This window comes from Amycolatopsis sp. VS8301801F10 (assembly GCF_046195355.1).
GTDB lineage: Bacteria > Actinomycetota > Actinomycetes > Mycobacteriales > Pseudonocardiaceae > Amycolatopsis.
Window position 1 is genome coordinate 5678623 of record NZ_CP176065.1, and the last position, 14509, is coordinate 5693131.

General features: G+C 69.6%; 13 protein-coding genes. 8 read left to right on the forward strand and 5 right to left on the reverse strand.

Annotated features, from left to right (window positions below):
• Positions 1-335 precede the first annotated feature (335 nt).
• Positions 336-2753, reverse strand: a complete 2418-nt coding sequence (locus F9C11_RS26745) for an NB-ARC domain-containing protein (RefSeq protein WP_409180114.1) — start codon at positions 2751-2753, stop codon at positions 336-338.
• A 599-nt stretch (positions 2754-3352) separates the two neighbouring features.
• On the opposite strand from F9C11_RS26745, the gene F9C11_RS26750 reads away from it, so the two are divergent.
• From F9C11_RS26750 to F9C11_RS26770, 5 genes are read left to right on the forward strand one after another with little or no spacing between them, the layout of a single operon-like run.
• Entirely contained in the window at positions 3353-3709 is a 357-nt protein-coding gene (locus F9C11_RS26750; protein ID WP_409180115.1) for a protocatechuate 3,4-dioxygenase, read from the forward strand.
• On the forward strand, positions 3702-4571 hold the full coding sequence (locus tag F9C11_RS26755) for a class III extradiol dioxygenase subunit beta (RefSeq protein WP_409180116.1): 870 nt from the start codon (positions 3702-3704) through the stop codon (positions 4569-4571). The genes F9C11_RS26750 and F9C11_RS26755 overlap by 8 nt, the downstream gene beginning before the upstream one ends.
• 47 nt (positions 4572-4618) lie before the next feature.
• Positions 4619-5593 carry a bifunctional 5,10-methylenetetrahydrofolate dehydrogenase/5,10-methenyltetrahydrofolate cyclohydrolase gene (locus F9C11_RS26760; protein ID WP_409180117.1) on the forward strand — a complete coding sequence of 325 codons (975 nt, stop codon included), beginning with the start codon at positions 4619-4621 and terminating at the stop codon, positions 5591-5593.
• Positions 5590-6462, forward strand: coding sequence for a formyltetrahydrofolate deformylase (gene purU, locus F9C11_RS26765; protein ID WP_409180118.1), 873 nt, complete (start codon positions 5590-5592; stop codon positions 6460-6462). The genes F9C11_RS26760 and purU overlap by 4 nt, the downstream gene beginning before the upstream one ends.
• Positions 6459-7100 carry a cyclodeaminase/cyclohydrolase family protein gene (locus F9C11_RS26770; RefSeq protein ID WP_409180119.1) on the forward strand — a complete coding sequence of 214 codons (642 nt, stop codon included), beginning with the start codon at positions 6459-6461 and terminating at the stop codon, positions 7098-7100. Before purU ends, F9C11_RS26770 begins: the two co-directional genes overlap by 4 nt.
• 881 nt (positions 7101-7981) lie before the next feature.
• On the opposite strand, the gene F9C11_RS26775 is transcribed toward F9C11_RS26770, so the two are convergent.
• The 4 genes from F9C11_RS26775 to F9C11_RS26790 are packed head-to-tail and all read right to left on the reverse strand — an operon-like array spanning position 7982 to position 10437.
• A complete protein-coding gene (locus tag F9C11_RS26775; protein ID WP_409180120.1) occupies positions 7982-8272 on the reverse strand; it encodes a muconolactone Delta-isomerase family protein in 291 nt (96 codons plus the stop codon).
• Positions 8273-8288: 16 nt separating this feature from the next.
• Positions 8289-8996: an alpha/beta fold hydrolase gene (locus F9C11_RS26780; protein WP_409180121.1), complete on the reverse strand. Its 708-nt coding sequence runs from the start codon at positions 8994-8996 to the stop codon at positions 8289-8291.
• On the reverse strand, positions 8993-9712 hold the full coding sequence (locus tag F9C11_RS26785) for a 4-carboxy-4-hydroxy-2-oxoadipate aldolase/oxaloacetate decarboxylase (RefSeq protein ID WP_409180122.1): 720 nt from the start codon (positions 9710-9712) through the stop codon (positions 8993-8995). Before F9C11_RS26785 ends, F9C11_RS26780 begins: the two co-directional genes overlap by 4 nt.
• Positions 9709-10437 carry a PIG-L deacetylase family protein gene (locus tag F9C11_RS26790; RefSeq protein ID WP_409180123.1) on the reverse strand — a complete coding sequence of 243 codons (729 nt, stop codon included), beginning with the start codon at positions 10435-10437 and terminating at the stop codon, positions 9709-9711. The genes F9C11_RS26785 and F9C11_RS26790 overlap by 4 nt, the downstream gene beginning before the upstream one ends.
• 263 nt (positions 10438-10700) lie before the next feature.
• Here F9C11_RS26790 and F9C11_RS26795 point away from each other — a divergent pair, with 263 nt between their 5' ends.
• From F9C11_RS26795 to F9C11_RS26805, 3 genes are read left to right on the forward strand one after another with little or no spacing between them, the layout of a single operon-like run.
• Positions 10701-11981, forward strand: a complete 1281-nt coding sequence (locus F9C11_RS26795; protein ID WP_409180124.1) for a hypothetical protein — start codon at positions 10701-10703, stop codon at positions 11979-11981.
• A 54-nt stretch (positions 11982-12035) separates the two neighbouring features.
• Positions 12036-13553, forward strand: coding sequence for an ATP-binding protein (locus F9C11_RS26800; RefSeq protein ID WP_409180125.1), 1518 nt, complete (start codon positions 12036-12038; stop codon positions 13551-13553).
• Entirely contained in the window at positions 13550-14221 is a 672-nt protein-coding gene (locus F9C11_RS26805; RefSeq protein WP_409180126.1) for a response regulator, read from the forward strand. Before F9C11_RS26800 ends, F9C11_RS26805 begins: the two co-directional genes overlap by 4 nt.
• Positions 14222-14509: the final 288 nt, after the last annotated feature.

Below are 14509 nucleotides of genomic sequence, written 5' to 3' on the forward strand. Positions count from 1 at the left end.
TTCGGCGGGCGGCCGCGAATGAATCGGCGGCTGTTCCCGGGAGCGCGTCCCGGAAAATAGCTGAAGCAATTTCACGTCTGATTGTCTGCGCTGGAGGCTTGCGGCTCCGGATCCGATTCAACAGCGAGCGGCCGCGGACGGGTACGCGGAAGTACCGGCAGAACCGGCGACAACCGGAATTTCTGCCGGTGGTTCCGCATGGCGAAGCAGCGGGGATTTCGCTCTGCCGCACAACGAAACCGGCCTGGCACGTCAGGTGCCAGGCCGGATGTCCCGATGACCGGGAGGCGGACGCCGCGCGGGTTCTCCGGATCGCGGCGGAACGAGAGCGCGGGCTAGCCGGCGGTGTGGTGCGCCGGGCAGTTGATGCCCAGTTCCGCGGCGAGGCGTTGCGCGGTGCGGCGGACTGCGGGCGCGTCGTAGCGGGAGCACTCGGCCAGTGCGCGTACGCGGTACTGGTGGGCGCGGCCGGGGTCGCCGCATTCGTCGCACAGGTCGGACAGCCGTACCAGCAGTTCGATGCGGCTCTCGGACCAGCGTGCTTCCGCCAGCGCGGACTCCAGCTGGTCTCTGGCCTCGCGCACCTGGCCGGCCCGCGCCAGTGCCGCGCCGCGCAGATGCCGCACCCGGGCGATGCCGACGCCCGCTTCGTGCTTGCGGAACAACGTTTCCGCCTCGTCGAGGAAGACCAGCGCGGCCGCGACGTCGCCGGCCGCGGTCCGGCTCTCCGCCAGCCGCGTCAGCATGAGGGAGAGCAGTTCGTCGTTGCCCGGCGAACTGGGCAGGCCGCGGTAGTAGGCGATCGCCCTGCGGTGCGCGGCCGCGGCTTCGTCGGACTTGCCCGCCGCGTCGAGCTGCTTGCCCAGCAACGACAGGGACAGGTACAAGCCGTTGGGGAAACGGGCCTGCTCGAACATCTCGACCGCGCGCCGGCTGTGGCGGATCGCGTCGTACGGCGAACTCAGCCGCAGCTCGATGACAGACCGGTAGTACCAGGCCCACGCCTCGTTCAGGACGTCACCGGCCTCCCGGGCCGCGGCCAGCGCGCGATGGTGCACGGCCAGCGCCTCGCGCTGCTGGCCGGACAACGCGCACAACGCCCAGCACAAGTAATTCGACTGCTCGGCGACCGCACGCGCGTCGCCCAGCGCGGCCGCGGCTTTCGCGCCCTCGCCGAACACCTCGCGCCACAGCTCGCCGGTTCCTCGCAAGTCCGAGTACCAGTGCATCGCCGAGGCGAGGTCGAGGACTCGCCGGTGGTCGCTCTGCGCCGCAGCGCCGCGCAGCGCGCAGAGCCAGTGTGGCTGCTCCCGCGCCAGCCAGTGGGCGGCGGAATCCCGGTCGTACACCGGATCCGGGCCGTCGATCTCGACGGTCACCTCGTCCCGGTCGTGGTCGAAGAACAGCGCGGCCTTCGTCGCGACCGCGAGCAGCCAGTTCCGCATCCGGTCGAGCGCGAGCCGCACCTCCTCCGCGCTCTCGCCGAGTTCCAGCCGTTCCCGGGCGAACACCCGAAGCAGATCGTGGCCGGTGTAACGGCCGCAGGTGCCGCTGAGACCCAGCAAGCCGACGTCGGCCAGCTTCTCCAGGGTGGCCTCGGCCGCGTGCGCGCTGTCGCCGCACAGCACCGCGGCCAGCTCGACCGAAGTGTCCGGGCCCTGCACCAGGGCGAGCCGCCGGAACATCCGGGCCACCGCGGGTTCCAGGCTGTCGTAGGAAACTTCGAACGCGCTGCGCACCTGGAGGTCGCCCGCGGTGAGCACGGACAGCCGGCGCCGTTCGTCCTCCAGCTGGTCGGCGAAGTACCCGATCGTCCACTGTGGACGGCTGGCCAGCCGGTTGCCCGCGATGACCAGCGCCAGCGGCACCCCGCCGCACAGCACCGCCACCCGGCGCGCCGCCTCGGGCTCGGCCGCCACCCGCTCTTCGCCGACGACCAGGCGCAGCAGGTCGACCGCGGGCCCGGGCCCGAGCAGGTCCAGCGCCGTCCGCCGCCGCACGTCCAGCCCGGCGAGCGTGCTGCGGCTGGTCACCAGCACCAGCGAACCGTTGCTGGTGGCCAGAAGCGGCCGCACCTGGGCCTCGCTCGCGGCGTTGTCGAGGACGAGCAAGACGGTCTGGTCGCGCAGCAGCGAGCGGTAGAGGGACAGCCGGTCCTCCGGGTCGGCGGGGATCCTGCGCTCTTCGACCCCGAACGCGCGCAGCAGCCGCTGCACCGCCCGGTCGGCCGACAGCGGCTCGCGGTCCATCCCGCGCAGGTCGAGGAACAGGCACCCGTTGGCGAACTGCCCGGACAGCCGGTGCGCCGCTTCGATGGCGAGCGCGGTTTTGCCCGCGCCGGGCAGCCCGTGGACGATCGCGATCTGCAGCCGGCACGAGGCGATCGCGTCGTGCGCGTACTCCTCGAGCGCCTTGAGTTCGGCGTCGCGCCCGGTGATCTCGGTAAGCGTCGGCGGCAGCGAGCACGCCGCGCCGCGCGGCGGCGCGTCCGGCTGTTCGGGGACGGGCGCGGCAACGGCCATCTTCCTCCCGGCCCGCGCTGCTTCCTCGAACGACTCCGCTTCTTCGCCGGTCAGCCCCAGCCCCTCGGACAGCAGTTCCAGCGTGCGGCGCTGGGGGCTGCGCACGCGGCCGCGTTCCATGTCGCTGATAGCGCGGACGCTGATGCCGGTGCGTTCGGACAATTCTTCTTGGGTGAGCGAAGAACGCACCCGGTAAAAGCGCAGAAAGTCACCGAACGTACTCGCTCCCAAGCGGTCGGACTCCTCTCGGCGGCGGACGGCTTCGGGTTGCTTACCCGCGATCTCCGGTCGGGTTGAGCCATTCTGTCACGAGGGCGCGGGGTCGCCTCCCGGATCATGGAACAGTGACGGGTTATGACCCGAACGAGTGAATGTTTCTCGCGTGGGTGAAACGGGTGCTGACAATGGGTTTTGCCGCGCCGGATCCCCCGGAACGCGGGAACCGCGAAAGGGTTCCCGCTCAGCGGTTCATCGCCGGTTCCGGCGGCGGACCGGATGGCGGAGGGCGGCGGGCAACTGCCGTGGGCGCCAGGAGCGCCGCCGCGATCGTGAACGTCGTCCCCTCTACGCCCCGGATGACGGTGGGCGGCTGGCCGAAGCCACGGACGATGCAGCTCATCTGCGATCTTGAAGATGGCCACGGGGACCCTGCTGCGGTGCCGGTGGCGCACCGCACGATCCCGAGCGATACGTCATTTGTCCGTGCCGCGTCCTCCAGTCGGCCAGCGGCGAACGGGACAGCAGAGCGATGGCGGCGCGGATGCGGGCGCCTAACGTCGAGGTGCATCGACGACGGCGCGTCTCGCGCTGCACCACGCAGGGAGTATCGAATGACAGGCAGCAGGCCGGGTTCGCCGCCGACCTACGTCTTCGACGGCCCGACGAGCTTGCGCGGGCGCACCATGAACAAGCTGTTCATGTCGCTGATCGACCGGGACAGCCGCGAGCAGTTCCTCGCCGACGAACCGGCTTACTGCGCACGCTTCGCGTTGTCGGAGGAGCAGACCGCCGCTGTGCTCGCCCGGGACTGGCAGGCGATGGCGGAACTCGGCGGCAGCATCTTCTGCATCTACAAGCTGGCCATGATCGACGGCCGGTCCATGCAGTACCTGGGCGGCGTGTTCGCCGGGATGTCCGAGGACGAATTCATCGCCGCGATGCAGGAAGGAGGACGCACCGATGTCTGAGGTCATCTGGGGACTCGGCACGTCGCACGTGCCTTCGATCGGGGCCGCGATCGACCGGGGCCTGGACGCGGATCCGCGATGGGCGCCGTTGTTCGACGGCTACCGCCCCGCGAGGCAGTGGCTGGCCGAGCGCACTCCGGACGTCGCGATCCTGGTCTACAACGACCACGCGAACGGCGTCGACCTCGACATCGTTCCGACGTTCGCGATCGGCGCCGCGGAGCGGTACCAGGTGGCCGACGAGGGTTTCGGCCGTCGTCCCGTGCCGGACATCGAGGGAGACCCCGACCTGTCGTTCCACCTGCTGCAGAGCCTGGTGGACGACGGGTTCGACATGACGGTGTTCTCCGAGCTGGACGTCGACCACGGCTTCACCGTGCCGCTGTCGGTCTGGACCCCGGAGCCCGGCGAGTCCTGGCCCTGCCGGGTGATCCCGATCCTGGTGAACGTGATCCGCTACCCGCAGCCGACCGCGGCGCGCTGCTACGCCTTGGGGAAGGCGCTCGGACGCGCGATCGCGAGTTACGACGGAGCGAAAACGGTCGGCGTGCTCGGCACCGGCGGGATGTCGCATCAGCTCGCCGGCGCCCGTGCGGGCTTCGTCAATCCTGCCTTCGACCGCATGTTCCTCGACGCGATCGAGAACGACCCGGAAAAGCTCGCCGCCCTCAGCCGGGAGGACTACATCCGCGAGGCCGGTTCCGAAGGCATCGAGCTGATCATGTGGCTGATCATGCGGGGCGCTCTGAACGAGCGGATCCGCAAGGTCCACTCCGCCTATCACGTTCCGGCCTCCAACACGGCGGCCGGACTCGCGCTGTTCGACAACCGGCCCGCTGACCGCGCGGACCAGACGTCCTGAACGCCCGCCCGGCAGCCCGCCGGCACGACACCTGGAGTTGCTGAGAGATGAGTGCAGAGGTCATCGACGGCCGAGCAGCCGCCCGAGCGCTGAAGGGAGGTGTGGCGGCCGATGTTGCCCGCCTGAAGGCCGATGGCGCCGGCATCGGTTTGGCGACCGTCGTGGTCGGCGAGGAATACAGCTCCGCGGCCTACGAGCGCCGTCTGGCGCGGCTGGCGTCCGAGCTGGGAGTTCCGCACCGACGCCGCGCTCTGCCCGCGTCCGCGGCTCAGGGCGAGGTGGTCGAGCTCGTCGACGAGCTGAACGCGGACCCGGACGTGTCCGGCATCCTGGTCCTGCGTCCTCTTCCCGCACACGTCGACGAGGCCGCGGTGTTCCGGGCCATCGACCCCCGCAAGGACGTCGAGGCGGTGCACCCGGAGAACGCGGGCCTGCTGGCGCTCGGTGTTCCGCGGTTCGTCCCCTCGACGGCCGCTGCGGTGTTCCACCTGCTCGACACCTGGCTCGACGCGGCGGGGGAGGACCGGGCGGACTTCTACCATCGGTCGCTGATCGTGGTCGTCGGACGCTCGAACAACGTGGGCAAGCCCGCGATCTCCCTCGGCTACGAGCGGCAGACGACCGTCGAGTCCGTGGACGAGTGGGCGGACAGGACCACCGGCATCGGCCGGCACACCCGATGGGCCGACGTGCTCATCGTGGCCGCGGGCAAAGCCGGGTTGATCAAAGCCGAGCACGTCGGCGAGAACGCCGTGGTGATCGACGTCGGCATCAATCCGCAGCGGGGCGACGACGGCCGGGTGCGCATGGTCGGCGACGTCGACTACGACTCGGTCGCCCCGCGGGTCCGGGCGATCACGCCGGTTCCCGGCGGGGTCGGGCCCGTCACGGACGTGTGGCTGGTGCGCAACACCGTTCTGGCCGCCCGCATCCTGTCGGGAATGACCTCTGACGAGGCCGTCCGTTCCCTCGCCGACCCGAGCCCGGCGCTCGCCGCCGCGTCCTTCCAGGAGGCGTCATGACCCCGCCCGCCGGCGCCCAGCGCGCCGTCCTGCTCCTCTCGTGCCCCGACGCGCCGGGGATCGTGCACGCCGTCGCCGAGATGCTGGTGCGGGCGCGGTGCACGATCGTGCAGAGCCAGCAGTTCGGCGACGCGATCAACGGAACGTTCTTCCTGCGCGTCGAGTTCGCTCACACCGACGGGACGCCTCTCGACTTCGAGGCGCTACGCGAGGAAATGCGGTCCGTGGGCGAGCGATTCGAGATGAACTGGAGCCTCGCGGACGGCCGGCAGCGGCTGCGGGTCGTGCTGATGGTCAGCAAGTTCGCGCATTGCCTCAACGACCTGTTGTTCCGCAACTCGATCGGCGAGCTCGCCCTCGACGTCGCGGCCGTGGTCTCCAACCACCCCGACCTGGGCCGCATCGCGGACAGCTTCGGCGTCCCCTTCAAGCACATCCCGGTCACGAAGGACACCAAGCCGCAGGCGGAGGCCGCGCTCGTCGATCTGGTGCGCGAGGAAGACGTCGACCTCGTGGTGCTCGCGCGCTACATGCAGATCCTCTCGGACGACCTGTGCAAGCAGCTCGACGGGAAAGCGATCAACATCCACCACTCGATGCTGCCGAGCTTCAAGGGCGCCAAGCCCTACCACCAGGCCCACGCGCGCGGCGTGAAGTTCATCGGAGCCACCGCGCACTACGTGACCGCCGACCTGGACGAGGGGCCGATCATCGAACAGGAGCTCATCCGCGTCGACCACTCGCTGGGCCCGGACCAGTTGGCTGCTCGCGGCCGGGAGGCGGAGAGCCGCGCCCTGGCTCGCGCCGTGCGGTGGCACTCCGAGAACCGGATCGCCGTCGCCGGGAACCGGACTGTCGTCTTCCCATGAGCGCATCGCAGACCCCAGTGTCCGAGCTGACCGTCGGTGGTTTCCTCGACCAGCTCGCCGCCCGGACCCCGGCTCCGGGCGGCGGCGCTGCCGGCGCGCTGCACGCAGCTCAGGCAGCGGCGCTGCTGAGCATGGTCGCCCGGTACACCACCGGAGGGGACAGCGTCGATCTGGTGAGCGGCATCCTCGAGCAGGCCGAGGCGGAACGCGCCGTCGCCCTGCAGCTCGCCACCGATGACGCGACGGCATTCGGCGCGGTGGCGGAGGCGTATCGCCTGCCGCGTGCCACCTCGCACGAGAAGGAACGTCGGTCTGCGGCGATCGCGGAGGCGCTCGCGGAAGCGGCTCGTCCGCCGGCCGCGGTGATCCGGATCGCGTGCTCGTTGATGTCGCTGGCCGAACGCCTGCTTCCGGTGGCGAATCGCAATGTCATCACCGATGTCGCGGCTGCCTCCGAGGCGGCGCGGGCGGCCGCGACCACGGCTCGGCTCAACGTCGAGATCAACCTCGGCGGCATCCGCGGCGATGCGGTCCGCGCCCGCCTTCTCGGTGTTCTGGATCAGGTCGATGCCCTCACCGTGCGTGCGGCCGCAGTCGAGCGCTCAGTGCGCACGGTCCTGGCACGCAGCCACGAATGAACCGGAGGAAGCGATGACTGCCGGAATGAGCCGAGGCCGCTGGCTCGAGGAAGTCGCGGTCTCCGCCGAGGCCGATGTCCGCGGGCCGACGTCCGTGCGGCTGTGCGGGAGGCCATCGTCACCGGCGAGTCGTGCCGAACCAGCGCCTCGTCGAGGCCGACCTCTCGGAACGATTCGGCGCGAGCTGGACCTGGCCGTGCGCACGGCCAGGTCCAGCTGAGCACTGAGGGGATGATCGAGCGGATTCCTCATCGTGGCGCCCGGGTTCGCGCCGTCACCCGCGACGAGGCACTGGAGATCCTTGCCGTCCGCATGGCGCTGGAGGAGCTCAGCGCCGCCTGAGTTGTCGTTGTCTCTTCAGAGCAACCATGGGGACGACGTTGGTGAAGATCAACCGCCAGATTGTTGTGTTCGACGCCGCTGACCTGTCTGCTGAGAGCAGCTTCTGGGCCCGGATGCTCGACGGCACGGTTGACGCCGAAGATGACTGGCACTCTGTTTCCGTAGACGGCCAATGGCGCACCGGGGCTTCGCCATGCCCGCTTCCACGGCCGGAAACAACCGGAAACAAAAGGGCCGGCTGCTCACGGCGCACTGTCTTGTCGGAGACAGGTCCGTGAGCACCCGGCCAGCACAAGCTACCGGCTGGCACACCCGCGCTCGCCGCTCACGCCCCAGAACGCCCAACATTCAACGCCGTGCTGACGGAGTTGACCGGCAAGCGGCTCGATGCGGCTCCTCGCCTCTAGCGCTTCAGAAGGCCGTCCGCGTGCATCGAGTTGGCGACGTCGTCGATCGCTCGAGCCTCGTGGTCTAGTCGAGGGCGAACGCTCGCGCCCTCGACTAGACGTTCCCAACGGGACAAAGTGGTGCGGTCGCGGTCAGCTGAGCCGCGGCTGCTTTTCCTGGGGATGGGTGGCGAGCGCCTCGACTCGGACGTCCATCCATTTCCACATCGGGAGGGAGACGAGCGCGTCGTGCAGTGCGGCGGGGTCGTCGGCTTCGTAGAGGCCGATGGTGGCGTTGCGACCGGGAATCCGCCACAGCCGCTTGAGAACGCCCTGCTCGCGCAGCTCCATCGCGCGTTCGCGCTCGCCCTTCCTCAGCTCGTCGCGGAGTTCCTCCGGGGTGTCGTTCGGGAGGAGGTTCTCGGTGCGGACCAGGAATTCCACGGTTTCTCCTTCCGGCTCAGGCCGGCGCGATCTCGAGCAGCAGGGCGCCGAGCTCGTCGGGTGCGGTGACCATGGCTTCGTGGCCGGCGGCGATCTCGTGGGTCGGCCAGCCGAGGGCGGCGGCCTTCTCGGCCTGCGGTGTGAAGACCCGCATCCACTCCACGCATTCGACGAAGGCGGCGGGCACCTGGTCGCCCTTGCCGGTCAGGCGCAACGGCTCGGTGTAGGCCAGCCACGGGTGCGGGGTCAGCCGGGGCGTCAGCCAGTCCACGTCCGCCTCGTCGGTCACGCCGAGCTTGGACAGCGAACGGACGGGGACCAGCCAGCCGAAACCGGGTCCCTCGACCGACTCCCGGTAGTGCCCGGCGATCGCCGGCGGCAACAGGTCGATGGCGGCGTCGCCGTCGTCGCCGACGAACGCGTCGAGGTGGATGCGCAGCGCGATCCGTTCCGGGACGCGGTCTGCGACACCGGTGATGACCTGCCCCGCGTAGCTGTGCCCGACCAGCACGACATCGCGGGCGTCGTGCGCCTCGAGCATCGCGACGACGTCCTGGACGTGCGTGGACAACCCGACCTGGGGAGTGATCAGGTGGGCACGATCGGACAGTCCGGTCAGGGTCGGGGCCAGCACCTCGTGGCCGGCGGCGCGGAGCGCGGGGATCACCCGCTGCCAAACCCACCCGCCGTGCCAGGCGCCGTGAACGAGGACGAACGTGCTCATCGGGACTCCTCGGACGGGTCGGCTTCGCCGTCGTCGGCATCGACGTAGCGCACACCGAGCCGTTCCAGGAGCGGACGCATGTCGTAGACGTCGAGGCCGAGCTCGCCCGCGCGGAACCGGCGCCGCTTGGCCTCCTCGTTGGCCTCTCGCCTGACGGCGGCCTCGACGACCTTCTCGCCCTCGGCCAGCGGGACAGCGAGAACGCCGTCGTCGTCGGCGACGATGATGTCGCCGGGGTTGACGAGCTGTCCGGCGACCACGACCGGCACGTTGACCGACCCGGCGACTGCCTTCGCGGTGCCCTGGGCGTGCACGGCGCGCGACCAGACCGGGAATCCCATCGCCTGCAGGTCGGCGATGTCCCGGACGCCCGCGTCGGTGACCAGGCCGCGAACCCCCCGCTGCAGCAGCTGGGTCGCGAACAGGTCGCCGAACATGCCGTCGGTCGACCGCGAGGTGGTGGCGACCACCAGCACGTCGCCCTCCCTGCACTGCTCGATGCAGGCGTGGATCATCAGGTTGTCGCCTGGGTGGGACAGCACCGTGACGGCACGGCCGGCAATGCGGGCGCCCGGGTAGATGGGGCGCAGCTCCGGTCCCAGCAGACCGCGGCGCCCGTGGGCCTCGTGAGCGGTCGCGACTCCGTACTTCGCCAGCGCAGCGACGACCTCGGCCGAGGGGCCGCGACTGGTGCGGACGATCACGTTGTCGGTCATCGCAGGACCTCCCCGACGATCGGGAAGACCCGCTGGTAGGCCTCGGCGTACGCGATTGACTTCGCCCCGCCGTTGCGCACGGCCTGCACGCCCCGGCGCGACCCGAGATCGGTGTAGTACTGCACGAGGTGGGACTGCGCCCCCAGGCATTCCATGGCCTTGCGCTTGCGGTCGAACACGGAAGTGATGTCGAGCAGGAGGTTGGGCAGGAAACCGCACTGCTCGGGCTGGTGCGGCTCGAACTGGAGGACCTGCGGGGCCCCGAGGGGACTGGTCGAGCGGTCGTGGCCGGCGGCTTGGGCGACCTGGCGGGCGAGCAGGGTGGCCTCGTGGGCGGCGTTGTGGTCGCGGTTGTACGGGTCGGCGGCGACGTGGGTGAGCAGGACTTCCGGTTGCGCCTCGCGCATCGCGGCGACGATCTGGTCCAGGGCGTCGGCATCGACCCGCAGCGGGTAGTCGCCGAGGTCGAGGAAGGAGATCGAGGTGCCGAGCGCGGCCGCGGCGGCCGCAGCCTCAGCGCGGCGGCTCTCCTTGGCCTTCTCCAGCGTCATCCCGTCCCGCCTCCAGAGCCCTTGGGACTCGCCGCGCTCGCCGTAGCTCAGGCAGATGATCCGCACGTCGTAGCCGCGCTCGGCGTACAGGGCGAGCGCCCCTCCTGCGCGCCACACGAAGTCGCCGGAATGCGCGCTGACAACCAGCACTGAGGGGGCCTTGTCCGTCGCCATCTTCGCCGAACCCTTCCTGTCGTTGTGTTCGACCGCTCGCCGGCCTCGTGGTGGTAGACGCTAGGCAGCCCGCAACGTCGACGTAACGCGCGAATGACCGGTGTTCCATGGCGCTGGGCCCTGTCCCGGCTACGTCATTTGTCCTGGCGGAAGGCGCCCACATGGGCCTCGACTCGAGGTCATCAGGGCGTCCCGCCGCCGCGGATGCCGCCCTACGGTCCTGAGCAGGGCCAGTACAGTCCGACATCACAGCGAGGAAGCCGATGAGTCACTCAGTCAGCAGCATGCGCAAGGCTCCGGAAGGGTATGCCTGGAGCCGTTTCGGCGAGCCCGAGTACACGGACTGGCTGGACGAGAGCCTGTCCTGGAAGCAGACCTGCTACATCGGAGATTGGTCATTCCTCTGGCAGCACCGCTTCACCGGCCCTGATGTGCTCACCATGCTCGGCGACATCACCGTCAACAGCTTCACGACGTTCGACATCGGGCAGTCCAAGCACGCGATTCACACCAACCGGGACGGCAAGGTCATTCACGAGGGCGTCCTGAGCCGCCTGGGGCGGGACGAGTACGTGCTCCACGGACGCGGGGGCTTCTGGGCGGCCCACTACCTGGCCTCCACCGACTACGACGTCAAGGTCGAACAGGACGACTGGTTCATCCTCCAGGTTTCCGGCCCGCACTCGATCCATGTCCTGGAGAAGGTCGCGGGGAGCGGGTTGCGCGACACCGGCTTCATGCGCGTCAACACGATCACCGTCGCGGGCCACGAGATCTACGCCCTGCGCCAGGGCATGGCCGGAGAGATCGGCTTCGAGCTCCAAGGTCCGATGGCCCACAAGCAGGACGTCTACGACGCGATCGTGGATGCGGGCCGGGAGTTCGGGATCCGCAAACTCGGGGGGCGCACGGCTGCCATCAACCACCTCGAGGCGTGCTTCCCGACGATCGCGACGGACTACCTCCCGGCGATCTTCGAGCCGGAGACCGCGGATTACCTGAAGGCGTTCACCAGTTCGATGCCGTCGTTCGCGCAGCCGGCCCACATCGCGGGCTCGTTCGACGGACAGCAGATCTCCGACTACTACCGCAGTCCCGTAGAGCTCGGCTGGGCGCGCAACATCAAGTTCGACCACGACTTCCTGGGTGGCGAGGCCCTGGAGCACGAGAAGGCGAACCCGCGTCGGGTGATGCGCACCCTGGTGTGGAACCCCGAGGACGTCCTCGACGTGCAGGCCTCGCTGTTCCGTCCAGGCGAGAACTACCTTTTCATGGACATGCCGCGCGACCAGCGGGGGTTCATGTGGGCGGACCGCGTCACCCGCGGCGGCGAGCTTGTCGGCGTGTCGACCTCGCGCGGGTACAGCTACTTTTTCCGGGAAATGCTGTCCCTGTGCACGGTCGACGTAGAGCACGCCGAGATCGGGACGGCTCTCACCGTGCATTGGGGCAACCCTCGCGGCCGGCAGAAGGAGATTCGGGCGACCGTCGCCCCGGCGCCGTACAAGACCGACCGCAGGCGAGCAGACTTGCAAAGCGCCTGATCGGCCGGAACCGGGATACTTGGGGCAGCGGCCGGCAGCTGCGAGGAGCTCTGGATGACGATCATCGAGCCGTGGGCGGCGATGCTCGACGCCCTCGCCCATGGCGTGGCGCTTGTCGGACCCGACGAACGGGTCCGTTGGATGAACCGCGCCGGCGAGTCGATCCTGCGCGTTTCCCGCGACGACTTGACCAGCTTGGGGACGCCGTTCGTCCTGTCCGGCGACGACGACCGCCGCCCCGGCGCCGAGCGACAGGTCACGTGGGGACGCGGGACCGGGGAACCGATCGAACTCGCCTGCACGGTGGGGGGCACGCTCGACCTCGATTCGGGCCGGGTCGTGCTCGTCGAGTTCCGGGACGTGACCGAGCAGCGGCACCAGCATCGGCGGGTCGCCGCACTCGCGCGCACTGCCGCGAGCACCGCCTCCGACAGCTCTCTCACCGTGGTGCTGAACGCGATGGCCGAGGAGGTCCAGCGTTCGCACGGGGTCGCGGGAGCCCAGGTGGTGGTCGTGACCTCCGATGGGGAACAGCTGCAGGTCATGGGGTCCGCCGGGTTCGCCGAGGTGTCGACGTTCTTCGACCTGCTGATGGCCTCCAGGGAACGCGGCGCGGACCTCATCACCTACCGCTGCCTGCACGAGCGCCGCCAGTTCGTGCTTCCGGGCCGGCGAGCGCACATGCTCGCCGACCCGGCGTGGCAACCCCTGCACGACTACGTGGCCCAGATCGAATGGGACGACTTCATCAGCACGCCGCTGGTCTCCCGCGGCAAGGCGCTGGGGGTGCTCAACGTCTACGTGGCCAGCGGCCAGCGGGCTACGCCGGCGATGCTCAGCTTCCTCGAGTCCATGGCAGAACAGGCCGCCCTCGCGGTGGACTACGCGACGTTGATCGCCAACGAGCGGTTCACCGCCCGGCGCGAAGAGCGTGAGCGACTGGCCCGCAACCTGCACGACTCGGTCGTCCAGCACGTCTTCTCGCTGGGCATGCAGGCGCGGGCACTGTCCGGGATCGGGTCCCGCCTTCCGGAACCGTACGACGACCGGGTGCTGTCCATTTCCGACGAGATGGCCGAACTGATCGAAAACGTGCAGCGGGACTTGCGCGGCGTCGTTCTGGCCCTGCGCACCTCCGTCGCCGCCGAGCTCGGTCTGGGCGAGGCGCTCGACCGGCTCGCGCGGACGGTCGAACGGCGTGACGGCGTCGCCGTGGAACTGGACGTGGACGCCATCGCCGAGAAGGAACTCGACGGTTCCGAGCAGGCCGAAGACGTCTACCAAATCGTCGCCGAGGCCGTGCACAACGCGGTGAAGCACGCACGGCCGACCCGAGTCCGGGCAACACTCACCGTCGACCGCGGCGTGCTCCGGGTCGAGGTCGCCGACGACGGCAGCGGACTGGTTTCCCACCGGTCGGGGACTGGCGGGTTCGGACTGACGTCCATGCGGGATCGAGCACGACGGTGGAGCGGCTCGGTGGAGATCGACACGGAAGCGGGCGTGGGTACTACGGTCCGCGCGGAGCTGCAGATGCCCAGGAACTGCGCAGAACGAGGAGACGAACCATGACGACCGAGCAGGAGCCAATCGCGGTGTTCGTCGTGGACGATCACGAAGTGGTCCGTCGCGGGATCGCCAGCTTCCTGGAGTTCGCCGACGGCATCGCCTTCGTCGGCGAGGCTTCGGACGGCCGGGAAGCCCTCGACCGGCTGGCGGTGATGGACGCACAAGGCCAGCTCCCGGACGTGGTGCTGCTGGACCTGCAGATGCCGCGGCTCGACGGCGCGGAGACGGTGGCGGTCCTGGCCGAGCGGTATCCCGACGTTCGCACGGTGATCCTCACCAGTTTCTCGGAGGTGGAGCGAGTTCAGGCCGCTCTCGCCAACGGCGCGTCCGGATACGTGCTCAAGGACGCGGCGGCGGGCGAGGTCGAGGCCGCGATCCGCGCGACTCAGCGCGACGAGATCTTCATCGACTCCGCAGTGGCAGGCAAGCTCACCAAACGGCTGCGCGGTCCCGCCCACGGCGTTGGCGCGCTGAGCGAACGGGAAAGGGCAGTCCTCGTGCTCGTCGGACGGGGACTGTCCAACCGGGCGATCGCCGAGCGCCTGGCGATCAGCGAGCGCACCGCGCGCACGCACGTCAGCAATCTCCTGACCAAACTGGACCTCAGCACCCGCACCCAGGCCGCGCTCGTCGCGGTGCGAGAGGGCCTGGTGGAGGCGGATCCCGAGTAGCGAACTTCGCTGCCCGCGCGCGACTCCGGCGACTCTCGAGTGGGACGCCTGCCACGCAACTGGCTTGGTGCCGTCACCGGGCGTGCTGGAGAACCGTCACGCCTGTTCGGACGCGAGGGTTGTGGAGCGGGGCGCGGATGCGCCGGTTTTGGCCCGAAGCCGACCGGCCAGGCCGACGCAAGTCAGGTTGAGGACGGTGACCGCGGTGCTGAAATACAGCGTGATCGGGATGGACGAGCGCTGCCTTCGCGTAGAGGGGAAAGACCGGTTATTAACCCACGTCTCGTT

Bases quoted from the DNA above. Each gene is read 5' to 3' on its own strand.
- F9C11_RS26790 (WP_409180123.1), bottom strand. From the start codon at position 10,437: ATGGCGACGGACAAGGCCCCCTCAGTGCTGGTTGTCAGCGCGCATTCC.
- F9C11_RS26785 (WP_409180122.1), bottom strand. From the start codon at position 9,712: ATGACCGACAACGTGATCGTCCGCACCAGTCGCGGCCCCTCGGCCGAG.
- F9C11_RS26760 (WP_409180117.1), top strand. From the start codon at position 4,619: ATGAGTGCAGAGGTCATCGACGGCCGAGCAGCCGCCCGAGCGCTGAAG.
- F9C11_RS26795 (WP_409180124.1), top strand. From the start codon at position 10,701: ATGAGTCACTCAGTCAGCAGCATGCGCAAGGCTCCGGAAGGGTATGCC.
- F9C11_RS26780 (WP_409180121.1), bottom strand. From the start codon at position 8,996: ATGAGCACGTTCGTCCTCGTTCACGGCGCCTGGCACGGCGGGTGGGTT.
- F9C11_RS26805 (WP_409180126.1), top strand. From the start codon at position 13,550: ATGACGACCGAGCAGGAGCCAATCGCGGTGTTCGTCGTGGACGATCAC.
- F9C11_RS26800 (WP_409180125.1), top strand. From the start codon at position 12,036: ATGACGATCATCGAGCCGTGGGCGGCGATGCTCGACGCCCTCGCCCAT.
- purU (WP_409180118.1), top strand. From the start codon at position 5,590: ATGACCCCGCCCGCCGGCGCCCAGCGCGCCGTCCTGCTCCTCTCGTGC.
- F9C11_RS26770 (WP_409180119.1), top strand. From the start codon at position 6,459: ATGAGCGCATCGCAGACCCCAGTGTCCGAGCTGACCGTCGGTGGTTTC.
- F9C11_RS26750 (WP_409180115.1), top strand. From the start codon at position 3,353: ATGACAGGCAGCAGGCCGGGTTCGCCGCCGACCTACGTCTTCGACGGC.
- F9C11_RS26755 (WP_409180116.1), top strand. From the start codon at position 3,702: ATGTCTGAGGTCATCTGGGGACTCGGCACGTCGCACGTGCCTTCGATC.